Here is a 13,037-nt window from a genome sequence, read left to right as displayed (position 1 = left end):
TGTTGCGCATAGGCCGGACGGTGGTGTGACGCGGCCTTAAGGCGGTTTTTCTAGATTGCTTCAAGAGACGCGGAGGTGGGCAGCCTCCGGACGAGTTCAGAAGACGGAAGAGACCGGCAGCGCGTGGACCGGTGGTTCGCGCGGTCGGGACGGGTGCGGGCCGCGGGGCGCCGCCTGGGAAAAGGAGCGACTTGGCATGGTATTCGATTTTCTGCGGCGGGGCGGTCAGGCCGGTGAGGAGCAGGGTGCGCCTCAGGTCAAGGCCTCTGCGACGGGTCGCCTTGTGGCGCATCTTAACGGCGGCCGCGTGGCCTGGAGCCCGCGTGATACCGTGTCACTGACCAAGCAGGCCTTTGCCGGAAACCCGGTCGGGTTTCGCGCGGTCAAGCTGATCGCCGAGGCGGCGGCGGCATTGCCGCTGGTTCTGCAGGACAATGCGACGCGTTTTGCCGAGCATCCGATCCTCAAGCTGGTGGCGGCGCCGAACCCGGCGCAGGGGCGGGCGGAGCTGTTCGAGGCGCTGTATGGCCAGCTGTTGCTGTCCGGGGACGGTTATATCGAGGCGGTGGCGGGCGAGAGCGGGCTGCCCTTCGAGTTGCATGTGCTGCGCAGTGACCGGATGAGCGTGGTGCCCGGGGCCGATGGCTGGCCGGTGGCCTATGAATACGCGGTAGGCGGGCGCAAACACAGGTTCGGTGTGACAGGCCCCGTGTCGCCGATCTGCCATGTGAAAGCGTTTCACCCGCAGGATGACCACTACGGTCTGTCACCCTTGCAAGCGGCGGCTCAGGCGGTGGACGTGCACAACGCGGCCTCGCGCTGGTCCAAGGGCTTGTTGGACAATGCGGCGCGACCCTCTGGCGCGATCGTCTGGACGGGGTCGGACGGGCAGGGGCACCTGAGCCCGGAACAGTTCGAGCGGTTGCAATCCGAGATGGAGATGCACCACCAGGGCGCGCGCAATGCCGGGCGGCCGATGCTGCTGGAAGGCGGGCTGGACTGGAAGCCGATGGGCTTTTCGCCGTCGGACATGGAGTTCCAGAAAACAAAGGAGTCGGCGGCGCGGGAGATCGCGGTGGCCTTTGGAGTGCCGCCCATGATGCTGGGGATCCCCGGCGAGGCGACCTATGCCAACTACGCCGAGGCGCACCGGGCCTTTTACCGTCAGACGGTGCTGCCCCTGGCCACCAAGGTCGCGGCGAGCGTCGGGCGCTGGCTGTCCTCCTGGAGCGGCGAGGACGTGGTCCTGGCGCCCGACCTGGACCAGGTGCCGGCTCTGGCGACCGAGCGCGATGCGCAGTGGAACAGGGTGGCGCAGGCGGACTTCCTGACCCGTGCAGAAAAGCGCCGGATGCTGGGCCTGCCCGCCGAGGCGGAGGAGGAAAGCGGTGACTGACCTGCGTTCGCGGCACGAGGCCTTTGCCTGTGCGCCGGGACTGCGCCTGGAGGCGCATGAACGGGTGAGCAAGCTGCAGTTCGATGCCCTGACCGACCGTTTCGAACGGCTGGAGGCCTTGATCGAGCGGCTGGAGCGGCGGCTGTGGCTGACGGTCTACGGGGTAGCGGGGGCGATCCTTGCGGATCTGTTCCAGGGCTTTCTGAACGCGGCGCCCTGAGGGCCGGACCGCGAACCTAGCAGAGGGATCGAGATGGAACTTGAGCATAAATTCTGCCGCTTCGATGCGGATGTGACGGTCGAGGGGCGCGACATCGAGGGCTATGCCTCGCTGTTTGGCGCCTGCGACCAGGGCGGCGACGTGGTGGCCCGGGGCGCCTACGCCCGGTCGCTGAAGCGGCTGGCCGGTGAGGGGCGCGCGGTCAAGATGCTGTGGCAGCATGACCCGGCGCAGCCCATCGGCATCTGGCAGCAGGTGCGCGAGGACGAGCGCGGCCTCTACGTCAAGGGGCGACTACTGGACAGTGTCGAGCGTGGCCGCGAGGCGGCGGCCCTGATCGAGGCCGGGGCCATCGACGGGCTGTCGATCGGGTATCGCACCTTGAAGGCCGTGAAAAACGACAAGGGCCATCGGGTCCTGACGGAACTGGAGCTTTGGGAGGTGTCCTTGGTGACCTTTCCGATGCTGCCCAGTGCGCGGGTGGCGTCCAAGGGCGAGAGCCCCGAGGACATCGCCCTGCGCGATCTGGCGGAGGCCCTGGAGGGCATGCGCCGCAACCTGGCGGGCGGCTGACGCGCGCCACTCATGAGGGAACGAAGGATGAGCGAAACCGAGACCAAGTCTCGGACCGGGGAAGATCTGTCCCCGGTCGCCCGGGTGAGTGCCGCGATGGCGGGACTGATCGGGGACTACAAGGCCCTGCAGGCCGACCTTGAAGAGAAGCTTCAGAAACAGGAAGAGCGACTGACCATGCTGGATCACAAGACCGCGAAAGCGAACCGTCCGGCGCTTTCGACCCGTACCGAGGTCGAGGCCCCCCACCTGAAGGCGTTCGACGCCTACCTGCGCAGCGGCGACGACGATGCCCTGCGCGGCCTTGAACTGGAAGGCAAGGCCATGTCCAGCGCGATCAACTCGGACGGCGGGTTCCTGGTGGATCCGGAGACCGCGCAGACCATCAAGTCCAAGCTGGACTCCAAGGTCTCGATCCGGGCGATTTCCAGCGTGGTGAATGTCGAGGCCTCGTCGTTCGACGTGCTGATCGACCAGAACGACACCGGCGCGGGCTGGGCCAACGAGACCTCGTCGACCGCCGAGACCGGGACGCCCACGATCGAGCGGATCTCGATCCCGCTCTACGAGTTGAACGCGATGCCCAAGGTTTCGCAACGCCTGCTGGATGACAGCGCGTTCGACGTCGAAAGCTGGCTGGCGGCGCGGATCGCCGACAAGTTCGTACGCGCCGAGGCGGCGGCCTTCGTCAACGGCGACGGTATCGACAAGCCGACCGGCTTTCTGACGCACCCGACGGTCGAGAACGACAGCTGGACCTGGGGCAATCTGGGGTACAAGGCATCGGGTTCGGCCAGTGATCTGGGCAATGGCGATGTGCTGATCGACGTCACCTATGCGCTGGACTCGCGCTATCGTGCCAATGCGAGCTTCGTGATGAATTCGAAGACCGCCGCGGCGATCCGCAAGCTCAAGGACAACGATGGCCGGCACCTCTGGAACGACGGCCTGGCCGCCGGCGAACCGGCCCGTCTGCTGGGTTACCCGGTGCTGATCGTCGAGGACATGCCCGATGTCGAGGCCGACGCCTATCCGATTGCCTTTGGTGATTTTGGTGCCGGCTACACCGTTGCTGAACGTCCGGATCTGCGCGTTCTGCGCGACCCGTTCAGCGCCAAGCCGCACGTCCTGTTCTATGCCACCAAGCGCGTGGGCGGCGACGTGAGCGATTTCGCGGCCATCAAGCTGCTGCGCGTCGCCGTCAGCTGAGCCTGGCCATGAGATGGGAGGCGGGCCGCTTGGCCCGTCTCTCCGGGGCGCGCGCCTGTTCATGTTGTCCAGCTACCCCTCCGCCCGTGCAGCCTGGGCGGCGCGCGCCCAACCGCCTGGCGGACTAGGGATGGTCGAGGATTTCGGAGAAGAAACATGATGTTGGTGGAAGAAACCCAGGTGCCAGAGGCGGCGCTTCCGATTGGTGCCCTGAAGGACCACCTGCTGCTGGGCAGCGGTTTTACCGAGAGTGATCTGCAGGATCCGGTGCTGGTCTCGTTTTTGCGCGCGGCGCTGGCCGCTATCGAAGGGCGGACGAGCAAGGCGCTGATCGCCCGGGGATTTCTGATGACGCTTGATCGCTGGACCTCTTGCGAAGGACAGCGGTTGCCGGTGGCGCCGGTTCAAGCGGTCACGGAGGTGACGATTGTGGATGCCTACGGTGCGGCGACCACCATAGATCCGGGCGCCTTCCGGCTGCAAAAGGATGCCTTTGACCCGAGGCTGCGGCCCACCGGGACATGCCTGCCAGGCGTCCCCACCGGTGGATCGGTGGAGATCCGTTTCGACGCCGGATATGGCGCAAGTTTCGACGCTGTGCCTGCCGACCTGAGACAGGCGGTCCTGATGCTGGCGGCGCATTACTACGAGTACCGCAGCGACACGGCGCTGGGTCAGGGGTGCATGCCCTTTGGTGTGACCAGCCTGATCGCGCGATACCGTCCCGTGCGCATGGGGCTGGGCGCATGAGCCGCCGGGTGAGCAGGCGACTGGTGCTGGAGGCGCCGCAACGTGTCGGCGACGGGGCCGGCGGGTTCGAGGAAACCTGGAGGGCGCTGGGCACGCTCTGGGCCGAGGTCAAGCCGCGGACCGGGCGGTTGGCCCGGGGCGAGACCGGCGAGATTTCCATCGGCGGATTCCGGATCACTGTGCGCGGCGCGCCGCAGGGACATTCCAACCGCCCGGGGCCGGGCCAGCGGTTCCGCATGGGCACGCGGCTGTTCCGGATCGAGTCCGTGACAGAGCAGGAACCATCCGGTCTGTACCTGATCTGCGAATGCCAGGAGGAGCTTTCGGCATGAGTTACGCGGTTTCGAGTGCTTTGCAGGCCTCTGTCTTTGCCCAGCTTCAGGGCGACCCAGCGCTGGGCGCACAGGTGGGGGCCGACATCTACGACGCGCTGCCCACGGGCACCTTGCCGCCGATCTATGTGGCGCTGGGACCCGAGACGGCGAAGGACGCGGGCGACAAGGACGGAGCGGGCGCCTGGCATCGGTTCGTCGTGTCGGTGGTGACGTCGAAGTCAGGTTTCCAGACGGCCAAGGACGCGGCGGCAGCTGTCAGCGATGCGCTCCACGGTGCGGACCTGACGCTGGAACGGGGAAAGCTGGTCGGACTGTGGTTCGAGAAAGCAAGGGCGAGGCGCGAGAGCCGCGGCTTGCGGCGCATCGACCTGACCTTTCGTGCACGGGTCGAGGATGACGGTGCGCAGTGAATGCGCACCCCGAGGATGAATGAATTCTTTTCGCAGGAGTGAAAACAATGGCGGCACAGAACGGGAAAGACCTGCTGATCAAGGTCGACGTGAGCGGCACTTTCGAGACACTGGCGGGGCTGCGCGCGACGCGCATCAGCTTCAACGCCGAGCAGGTGGATGTCACCACGCTGGAAAGCACCGGGGGGTGGCGGGAACTTCTGGCGGGCGCCGGTGTCAAATCGGCCAGCCTGAGCGGGTCGGGCGTGTTCAAGGATGGGGCGACGGATGAACGTGCGCGACAGATCTTCTTTGACGGGGTTACTCCGGCTTTTCAGGTCATCATCCCGGATTTCGGTACGGTCGAGGGGCCTTTCCAGGTGACGTCGATCGAATACGCCGGCGCGCATGACGGGGAGGCGACCTATGAACTGGCGCTGGCCTCGGCGGGCGCGCTCAGCTTCACGGCGGCGTAAGTCATGGGCAATCCGTGGCGGGGGGACGTGGATTTGGTCATCGATGGCCAGACCCATGTGATGCGGCTGACGCTGGGTGCGTTGGCCGAACTGGAAGACGGACTGGCCAGCGGATCGCTCGTCGACCTGGTGCAGCGTTTCGAGACGGGAGGATTCAGCACGCGCGATGTGCTGGCGCTGATCGTGGCAGGGCTGCGCGGGGGCGGTTGGACCGGGCAGGCTGTCGATCTTCTGTCCGCGAAGATCGAGGGTGGGCCGATGGCTGCGGCGCGCGCGGCGGCTGAATTGTTGGCGCGGGCCTTCATGTTGCCGGAGACCGGTAATGCCGGGGTTTGACTGGCCGGCATTGATGCGGGCGGGGATGCGAGGTCTTGGCCTCAAACCCTGGGAGTTCTGGGCGCTGACACCCGCCGAACTGCAACTGATGCTGGGCGAGGGCGACGGCACGAAACCAATGGAACGGGCAAGATTGACTGAACTGATGTCGGCCTTTCCCGACGAGATGCGAGGTAACGGGACATGATCGAGGATCTTGATGACCAGGTCGAGGCGCTGGAGACCTCACTGGGGGGCGCGATCGGGATGGCGGCGCAATTCGACGCCGAACTGAAACGCATCCACGAAACCTTTTCCGCCACCGGACGCGGTGCCGCCAAGCTGGAAGCCACGCTGAGCCGGGGCGTGGCAAGGGCCATCGACGGGGTCGTTCTGGACGGCATGAAGCTTTCGGACGCGCTCCGGACGGTTGCGCAATCCATGATCGACGCGGCCTGGAAGGCGGCCGTTGCGCCGGTTGCCAACCACGTCGGCGGGCTCTTGTCCTCGGCCGTGTCCGGCATGTTCGGCAGCTATTCGCCCTTTGCCGATGGCGCAGGGTTTTCCCAGGGCCGGGTGATGCCCTTTGCCAATGGCGGTGTGGTCGCCAGCCCGACCTATTTCCCGATGCGCGGTGGAACCGGACTGATGGGCGAGGCCGGTCCGGAAGCGATCATGCCGCTGACGAGGGGCGCCGATGGCAAGCTTGGCGTGCGCGCCGAGGGCGGCGGCCAGGGGCCCGTGACCGTGGTCATGAACATTTCCACACCGGACGTGGCCGGATTCCAGCGCAGCCAGAGCCAGATCGCGGCCCGGATGGGGCAGGCGCTGAGCCGTGGCGCGCGCAACCGCTGAGGAGGATGACATGAGCTTTCACGACGTGAGATTTCCGACCGACCTGAGCTTTGGCTCGGTCGGTGGGCCAGAGCGGCGTACGGATATCGTGACGCTGACCTCCGGCTACGAAGAGCGCAATACGCCCTGGGCGCATTCGCGTAGGCGGTATGACGCGGGTCTTGGGTTACGATCACTCGACGACCTGGCCGAACTGATCGCTTTTTTCGAAGCGCGGCAGGGACAGCTTTATGGGTTTCGCTGGAAGGATTGGGCGGATTTCAAATCCTGCGCGCCCTCCGCTGTGCCCGCGTCTTCCGACCAGTTGATTGGCACCGGTGATGGAGCGCGTGTCGGGTTTCAGCTGTCCAAGACATATTCGTCGGGCGGAGCAAGCTATGTCCGCCCGGTAACCAAGCCCGTGTCCGGCTCTGTCTTGGTCGAGGTCGACGGCATCGTTTTGACCGAAGGATCGGGGTTCTCCGTAGATGTGGCCGCGGGCATCGTGACGCTGCAAACTGTGCCGGGGGTTGGTCAGGAGGTGCGGGCAGGGTTCGTTTTTGACGTGCCGGTCAGGTTCGACGCGGATCGGATTCAAGTCAGCGCAGGAGCTTTCAACGCAGGCCAGGTTCCCGATGTGCCGGTGGTGGAGGTTCGGGTCTGATGGGCGCGGAGGAATTGAATGGCCACCTGTCCGGTGGCTTGACGACCGTTGCACGCGCCTGGGCCGTGACTCGCAAGGATGGCCTGCGGCTGGGGTTCACCGACCATGATCGGGACCTGGCGTTCGATGGGCTGGTGTTCAGGGCAGACAGCGGTCTGTCGGCCAGGGCGCTCAGCCAGTCGACCGGATTGTCGGTGGACAATTCCGAGGCAATGGGAGCCTTGAGCACCAGCGCCATCAGTGAAACGGATATTGCGGCGGGCCGCTATGACGGCGCCGAGGTCGTGGCATGGCTGGTGAACTGGACGGATGTCTCGGCGCGGCGGATCATGTTCCGGGGGGCCATCGGTGAAGTCCGGCGCGGGGAAGGAGCCTTTCACGCCGAACTTCGCGGACTGACGGAGATGCTGAACCGCCCGGTGGGGCGGGTCTACCAAAAGCCGTGTTCGGTAGTACTGGGTGATGCGGAGTGTGGTTTTGACCTTTCGTCCGGCGGATATGTCTTCACAGGCTCGCTGATCGATGTCGAACAGAGCCGCGTGTTCCTTGCGGGAGACCTGTCCGGATTTTCCGCCGGGTGGTTTCAACGCGGCAAGCTGGAAGTTCTGAGCGGTGCGGCCCAAGGGGTGGCGGGGGCAATCAAGCGTGATCACCTGCGCAAGGACGGGGCCCGGGCGATCGAGCTTTGGGAGCCTTTGCGGGCGGCGCCGCAGGCTGGAGATCAGGTGCGTCTGACAGCGGGATGCGACCGGCGCTTTGAGACCTGTCGCCTGAAATTCGGAAACCACCTGAATTTCAGAGGGTTTCCCGACTTGCCCGAAGAAGACTGGATCACCGTTCATCCCAGCTATGCGAAACGGCTGAACGGCGGGAGTCGGAGATGAACCGGGCGGTGGTGGCGGCCCGCGCTTGGATCGGGACGCCCTACGTACACCAGGCCTCGTGCAAGGGCGCGGGTTGCGATTGCCTGGGACTGTTGCGTGGGGTTTGGCGCGAGGTAATCGGCGAAGAACCTGAAAGCGTGCCTGCCTACAGCAAGGATTGGTCTGAACCCGAAGGGGAGGAACGCCTATGGTGGGCAGGCCTTCGGCATATGACGGTCAAGGATCTCGATGATGTGGCCGCAGGCGATGTGCTCCTGTTCCGGATGCGCGACGGGGCTGTGGCCAAACATCTGGGCCTTCAGGCGCAGGTCGGGGCTGGGGCGAGTTTCATCCATGCATATAGCGGACATGGCGTGATCGAGAGCGCCCTGAGCACGCCCTGGGCGCGGCGGGTCGTGGCCCGTTTCGCCCTTCCTTTGGAGATTGAGTGATGGCGACGATCCTTCTTTCCGCCGCAGGTGCGGCAATCGGCAGTTCTATTGGTGGCTCTGTCCTTGGCCTGTCGATGACGGCGGTTGGCCGGTTTATCGGGGCCTCCATCGGCCGGACTCTGGACCAACGATTGCTTGGAGCCGGGTCAGAGGCGGTGGAAACGGGCAGGATCGACCGATTCCGCCTGACTGGCGCTGGCGAAGGGGCACCCATTGCACAGGTCTATGGGCGTATGCGTGTTGGCGGCCACGTGATCTGGGCGACCGAGTTCAAGGAGCGCGTCCGCGAATCCGGGGGATCCGGAAAGGGAGCGCCGCCCCAGCCCAAGCTTCGAGAATACAGCTATTCGGTGAGCCTGGCGCTGGCGCTCTGCGAAGGCCAGATCACATCGGTCAACCGGGTCTGGGCGGATGGCGCCGAGGTTCCTGTTGATGACCTGAACATGCGGGTTTACGCGGGGACCGAGGATCAACTTCCCGATCCCAAGATCGAGGCGGTTGAGGGCGCAGGGCAGGTGCCCGCCTATCGCGGTACTGCCTATGTGGTCATCGAGGACCTGCGGCTGGAACGCTTTGGCAACCGCGTGCCCCAGTTCAGTTTCGAGGTCACTCGTCCGGATCTGTCGACCGGGGAGGCTCCCGATCTGGTTCGGGGTGTTGCAATGATCCCCGGGACGGGTGAATACGCCCTTGCCACCGACCCGATCTACATGCGGCATGCTGCGAGTTCCCTGGACAATCCGTTTGGCATTGGAGCGAAGGGCAAGGCGGTCGCCAACGTCAACTCGCCCTCTGAAGCGCCGGATTTTGTCACATCGCTCAAACAGTTGGGCGACGAGGCGCCGAATTGCGGAGCGGCCTCGCTGATCGTGAGCTGGTTCGGGGACGATTTGCGCTGCGGCAGTTGCACCATCCGTCCCAAGGTCGAGCAGGCGGAGTATGAGGCAAAGTCCATGCCCTGGTCGGTCACGGGGATTGCCCGGAGTTCGGCGGAGATCGTTCCCCAAAGCGATGGGCGTCCGGTTTACGGAGGTACGCCAACCGATGCCTCCGTAATCCAGGCAATCCAAAAGATGCAGGCCGAGGGTCTGGCGGTGATGTACTATCCCTTCATCTTGATGGATCAGATGCCCGGCAATGGATTGCCCGACCCCTGGACGGGGATGGCGGAACAGCCGGCTTTGCCCTGGCGTGGACGGATCACTCTGAGCACCGCGCCTGGGCAACCGGGGTCTCCGGATGGGACGGAAACGGCCGATGCGGAGATCGCCGCCTTTTTTGGCACGGCTTCGGCCAGCGACTTTTCGGTGAGTGGCGGCGTGGTTGGATACTCGGGGCCGCAGGAGTGGGGCTACCGGCGTTTCATCTTGCATCAGGCGGCGCTTTGTGCGGCGGCAGGAGGGGTCGAAGCCTTCTGCATCGGCTCTGAGATGCGGGGGCTTACCCAGATTCGGGGCGCTGCAGGTTTTGCTGCGGTGGCCGCGCTGAAAGAGCTTGCTGCCGAATGCCGGGCCTTGCTGGGATCCTCGGTCATGATCGGCTACGCGGCGGATTGGACCGAGTATTTCGGGTATCATCCGCAGGATGGATCGGGCGACCTCTACTTTCATCTCGATCCGCTTTGGTCAGACTCCGAGATCGATTTCATCGGGATCGATAACTACATGCCGCTGTCCGACTGGCGGGATGGAGAGGAACACGCGGATGCGGATTGGGGGAGCATCTACGCCCCTGACTACCTGCGCTCCAATATCGAAGGTGGTGAGGGGTACGACTGGTACTATGCGTCCCAGTCCGACCGGGACGCACAAGTGCGCACACCGATCAGCGACGGCGCGCATGGTGAGCCCTGGGTCTGGCGCTACAAGGACATTCGCAACTGGTGGAGCAATGCACATCATGAGCGCATCGCTGGCGTCAGGCAGCCCCAGGCGACCGGCTGGCAGCCGGAATCCAAACCGATCTGGTTCACGGAGTTGGGGTGTGCGGCCGTCGACAAGGGGACGAACCAGCCCAACACCTTCCTCGATCCGAAATCATCGGAGTCGAACCTGCCGCATTACTCCAACGGTTTGCGGGATGAGGCGATCCAGCAGCAATACCTGAAGGCCCAACTGGGCTATTGGAGCGATGCCGGGAACAACCCTGTTTCGTCGGTCTATGGCGGGCAGATGTTGGACACTGAGCGCTGCTTTCTCTGGGCTTGGGATGCACGCCCCTATCCCTGGTTTCCGGCGGATGAGGAGCTTTGGACGGACGGTCCGAACTATCGGCGTGGCCACTGGCTGAACGGGCGACTGTCCGTTCGCAGCCTTGCCTCCGTCGTGCGCGAAATTTGTGCCCGGGTGGGTCTGACTGATGTTGATACGAGGGACTTGCACGGGGTGGTGCGCGGCTACGTGGTGTCCCATGTCAGTGATGCCAGACGGGCCTTGCAGCCACTGATGTTGGCGCATGGTTTCGACGCCATTGAACGGGACGGGACGCTTGTCTTTCGGATGCGCCGGGGGCTGGGGCCGGTCGATATTCCGCGAGAGGTCTTGGCCGTAAGCGACGAAATCGAGGGAGACTTGGTGGAAACGCGCGCCGGCGAGGCCGAGATGGCAGGGCGTGTGCGCGTGCAGTTCGTCCTGGCAGATGCGGATCATCAGATAGCTGCGGAAGAAGCCGTGCTGCCGGATGAGGCCACGCATGCGGTTTCGGAAGCCGACATGCCTCTGGCCCTGACGCGCAGCGAGGGGCGGCAGACGGCGGAGCGCTGGCTGGCGGAGGCCCGCATCGCCCGGGATACCCTGCGCTTTGCCTTGCCGCCGTCGCAGCTTGCGCTGGGCGCGGGCGACATTGTTCGATTGCCTTCGGAGAGTGGGCCAAACCTTGCGCGGATCGACAAGGTCGAGATCATGGAACATCAGATCGTCGATGCGGTCCGGATTGAGCCGGAGGTGTTCCTGCCTTCGGAGATGGCAGAGGAGACGGCGCAGGTAAGGCCGTTCACTCCTTCTGTGCCGGTGACACCGGTGTTTCTGGACCTGCCGCTGATCAGCGGGGACGAGGTGCCACACGCGCCGCACCTTGCCTTGAGCGCGACGCCCTGGCCGGGGACCGTGGCCGTCTATGAGGCCGCGCAGGATTCGGATTATTCGTTGAACGGCGTCGTGGCGGCCCGGTCTGTTGTCGGGCTGACCGAGACCGACCTTCCCGCGGCAAGGTCCGGGGTGATCGACAGCGGTGCGCCGCTTGAGGTGCGGTTGGCCAGTGGAAGCCTGCAATCGGTCAGCGATGCGGCCCTTCTTGGGGGAGGCAACCTGATGGCCATTGGCGATGGCACGCCGGGAAACTGGGAGCTGTTCCAGTTCCGGGATGCCGAGCTGATCTCTGACGGGCGCTGGCGCCTTTCACACCGGCTGCGCGGACAGTTGGGGAGCGATGCTTTGATGCCATCCTCCTGGCCCGCAGGCTCCTGGGTTGTTCTGCTTGACGGTACGCCCTCACAAGTCGCGCTCAAATCCCTTCACAGGGGGCTGGAGCGGCATTATCGGATCGGACCGGCCAGTCAGGCCTATGACCACGCGTCCTATGAACATCGGGTGCATGTCTTCGAGGGGAATGGCCTTCGGCCGTACAGACCTGTGCATCTGAAAGCGGAACAGGCAAACGGTGACTTGTCCATCGAGTGGGTCCGGCGCACCCGGATCGACGGCGATGGCTGGGACCGCGCAGAGGTGCCCTTGGGCGAGGACAGCGAAGCCTACCAGGTGCAGGTGCGCCGGGGGGAGACAGTTGTTCGCGACGTGACCGTACACAGCCCGTCATGGACCTATGATGAGGCGGAAATCGCTGGGGACGGCGCAAGCGGCAGCATCACGCTCCGCGTGGCCCAGGTCTCGGAACGCTATGGCGCGGGCCCCTTTTCCGAACTGGAGGTGACGGTGTGAAACCGGTTCTTCCCGGGGATGTGACTGCGGCGGCACGGGCCTTGTTGCCCCTGCCGCCCGAGGCGCGTTCAGGCTTGGCCCGCCGGCTGATCGACGAAGCTTGTGCCGCGGACCTGCATTGCCGACGGACCGGACAGGCGCACAGGTGCTGGGGCAACGGGACGCTTCTGGGCGCGGCACATGGGCACGAAATGGGGCGAGAGACCTGTTTCGAAGATCCCGAATTTCTGGACTGCCAGGTGAAGATGCTCGAAGCCTTGCGTGCCTTCCATCAGCCCGAGGCACAGGAAATACAGCGTCTCGCGGTTGGATCCAGTTCCAGGCGTTTGACGGCGATCTCTTCGCCGCAATCGCCGCAGTAGCCAAAGTCTCCGTCTTCGATGCGTGCCAGTGCCGCGTTCAATGCGCGGCGCTGGGCGTCGCGGCGTGCCTGCGTTGCCTTGGCCATCGACTGGTTCAACAGCGCGTCCTGCCGTGACAGGCGACCCACGGCCTGTTGGTCCAGTTCCACAGTCGATTGCCCATCGCGGCCAAGGGCGTCCTCTTCGTCCAGAGCGGATGAGGTGGGTGGCTCCTGCTCCACCGGCATCGAATGTGCCAAAGTGCAGTTGTCAACGACTGCAAGG

Annotated in this window: 17 protein-coding genes; 16 read left to right on the top strand and 1 reads right to left on the bottom strand. The window is 64.8% G+C overall.

Features of this window, described 5'->3' with window-relative positions; translation table 11 throughout:
* Positions 1 to 196: 196 nt before the first annotated feature.
* The 16 genes from KZZ07_RS20080 to KZZ07_RS28280 all read left to right on the top strand — a co-directional run bounded on the left by KZZ07_RS20080 (position 197) and on the right by KZZ07_RS28280 (position 12,773).
* Positions 197 to 1,396 carry a phage portal protein gene (locus KZZ07_RS20080; protein WP_219516708.1) on the top strand — a complete coding sequence of 400 codons (1,200 nt, stop codon included), beginning with the start codon at positions 197 to 199 and terminating at the stop codon, positions 1,394 to 1,396.
* The gene (locus tag KZZ07_RS20075; protein WP_082024671.1) at positions 1,389 to 1,616 is read left to right on the top strand and encodes a GTA head formation protein, RCAP_rcc01685 family; all 228 of its coding nucleotides are present in this window, start codon (positions 1,389 to 1,391) and stop codon (positions 1,614 to 1,616) included. Before KZZ07_RS20080 ends, KZZ07_RS20075 begins: the two co-directional genes overlap by 8 nt.
* A gap of 33 nt (positions 1,617 to 1,649) precedes the next feature.
* Complete coding sequence (locus tag KZZ07_RS20070; RefSeq protein ID WP_219516707.1) at positions 1,650 to 2,189, top strand: HK97 family phage prohead protease; 540 nt, start codon at positions 1,650 to 1,652, stop codon at positions 2,187 to 2,189.
* A 27-nt stretch (positions 2,190 to 2,216) separates the two neighbouring features.
* Positions 2,217 to 3,398, top strand: a complete 1,182-nt coding sequence (locus KZZ07_RS20065; RefSeq protein WP_219516706.1) for a phage major capsid protein — start codon at positions 2,217 to 2,219, stop codon at positions 3,396 to 3,398.
* A 156-nt stretch (positions 3,399 to 3,554) separates the two neighbouring features.
* On the top strand, positions 3,555 to 4,148 hold the full coding sequence (locus KZZ07_RS20060; RefSeq protein WP_219516705.1) for a head-tail connector protein: 594 nt from the start codon (positions 3,555 to 3,557) through the stop codon (positions 4,146 to 4,148).
* On the top strand, positions 4,145 to 4,480 hold the full coding sequence (locus KZZ07_RS20055) for a head-tail adaptor protein (protein WP_219516701.1): 336 nt from the start codon (positions 4,145 to 4,147) through the stop codon (positions 4,478 to 4,480). Before KZZ07_RS20060 ends, KZZ07_RS20055 begins: the two co-directional genes overlap by 4 nt.
* A complete protein-coding gene (locus KZZ07_RS20050) occupies positions 4,477 to 4,893 on the top strand; it encodes a DUF3168 domain-containing protein (protein WP_219516700.1) in 417 nt (138 codons plus the stop codon). Before KZZ07_RS20055 ends, KZZ07_RS20050 begins: the two co-directional genes overlap by 4 nt.
* A gap of 47 nt (positions 4,894 to 4,940) precedes the next feature.
* Positions 4,941 to 5,348, top strand: coding sequence for a phage major tail protein, TP901-1 family (locus tag KZZ07_RS20045; protein WP_088668704.1), 408 nt, complete (start codon positions 4,941 to 4,943; stop codon positions 5,346 to 5,348).
* A 3-nt stretch (positions 5,349 to 5,351) separates the two neighbouring features.
* Complete coding sequence (locus tag KZZ07_RS20040) at positions 5,352 to 5,684, top strand: gene transfer agent family protein (protein ID WP_219516698.1); 333 nt, start codon at positions 5,352 to 5,354, stop codon at positions 5,682 to 5,684.
* Positions 5,671 to 5,871: a rcc01693 family protein gene (locus tag KZZ07_RS20035; protein WP_219516697.1), complete on the top strand. Its 201-nt coding sequence runs from the start codon at positions 5,671 to 5,673 to the stop codon at positions 5,869 to 5,871. The genes KZZ07_RS20040 and KZZ07_RS20035 overlap by 14 nt, the downstream gene beginning before the upstream one ends.
* Positions 5,868 to 6,518, top strand: a complete 651-nt coding sequence (locus tag KZZ07_RS20030) for an RcGTA-type gene transfer agent tail tape measure protein (RefSeq protein WP_219516696.1) — start codon at positions 5,868 to 5,870, stop codon at positions 6,516 to 6,518. The genes KZZ07_RS20035 and KZZ07_RS20030 overlap by 4 nt, the downstream gene beginning before the upstream one ends.
* 10 nt (positions 6,519 to 6,528) lie before the next feature.
* The gene (locus KZZ07_RS20025) at positions 6,529 to 7,161 is read left to right on the top strand and encodes a DUF2460 domain-containing protein (protein WP_219516692.1); all 633 of its coding nucleotides are present in this window, start codon (positions 6,529 to 6,531) and stop codon (positions 7,159 to 7,161) included.
* Positions 7,161 to 8,045 (top strand): phage/gene transfer agent baseplate hub protein, encoded by an 885-nt coding sequence (locus tag KZZ07_RS20020; protein WP_219516691.1) that lies wholly within the window; start codon positions 7,161 to 7,163, stop codon positions 8,043 to 8,045. The genes KZZ07_RS20025 and KZZ07_RS20020 overlap by 1 nt, the downstream gene beginning before the upstream one ends.
* Positions 8,042 to 8,476, top strand: a complete 435-nt coding sequence (locus KZZ07_RS20015) for an NlpC/P60 family protein (protein ID WP_219516690.1) — start codon at positions 8,042 to 8,044, stop codon at positions 8,474 to 8,476. Before KZZ07_RS20020 ends, KZZ07_RS20015 begins: the two co-directional genes overlap by 4 nt.
* Positions 8,476 to 12,411 (top strand): baseplate multidomain protein megatron, encoded by a 3,936-nt coding sequence (locus tag KZZ07_RS20010; RefSeq protein WP_219516689.1) that lies wholly within the window; start codon positions 8,476 to 8,478, stop codon positions 12,409 to 12,411. Before KZZ07_RS20015 ends, KZZ07_RS20010 begins: the two co-directional genes overlap by 1 nt.
* Positions 12,408 to 12,773: a DUF7742 family protein gene (locus KZZ07_RS28280; RefSeq protein ID WP_484158087.1), complete on the top strand. Its 366-nt coding sequence runs from the start codon at positions 12,408 to 12,410 to the stop codon at positions 12,771 to 12,773. The genes KZZ07_RS20010 and KZZ07_RS28280 overlap by 4 nt, the downstream gene beginning before the upstream one ends.
* Here the strand turns inward: KZZ07_RS28280 and KZZ07_RS20005 are convergent.
* Positions 12,683 to 13,000 (bottom strand): TraR/DksA C4-type zinc finger protein, encoded by a 318-nt coding sequence (locus tag KZZ07_RS20005; RefSeq protein ID WP_219516800.1) that lies wholly within the window; start codon positions 12,998 to 13,000, stop codon positions 12,683 to 12,685. The genes KZZ07_RS28280 and KZZ07_RS20005 overlap by 91 nt on opposite strands.
* Between the last annotated feature and the right edge of the window lie 37 nt (positions 13,001 to 13,037).

This window comes from Mameliella sp. CS4, from assembly GCF_019392335.1.
Lineage (GTDB): Bacteria > Pseudomonadota > Alphaproteobacteria > Rhodobacterales > Rhodobacteraceae > Antarctobacter.
This window is presented reverse-complemented; position numbering and strand designations above follow the sequence as displayed.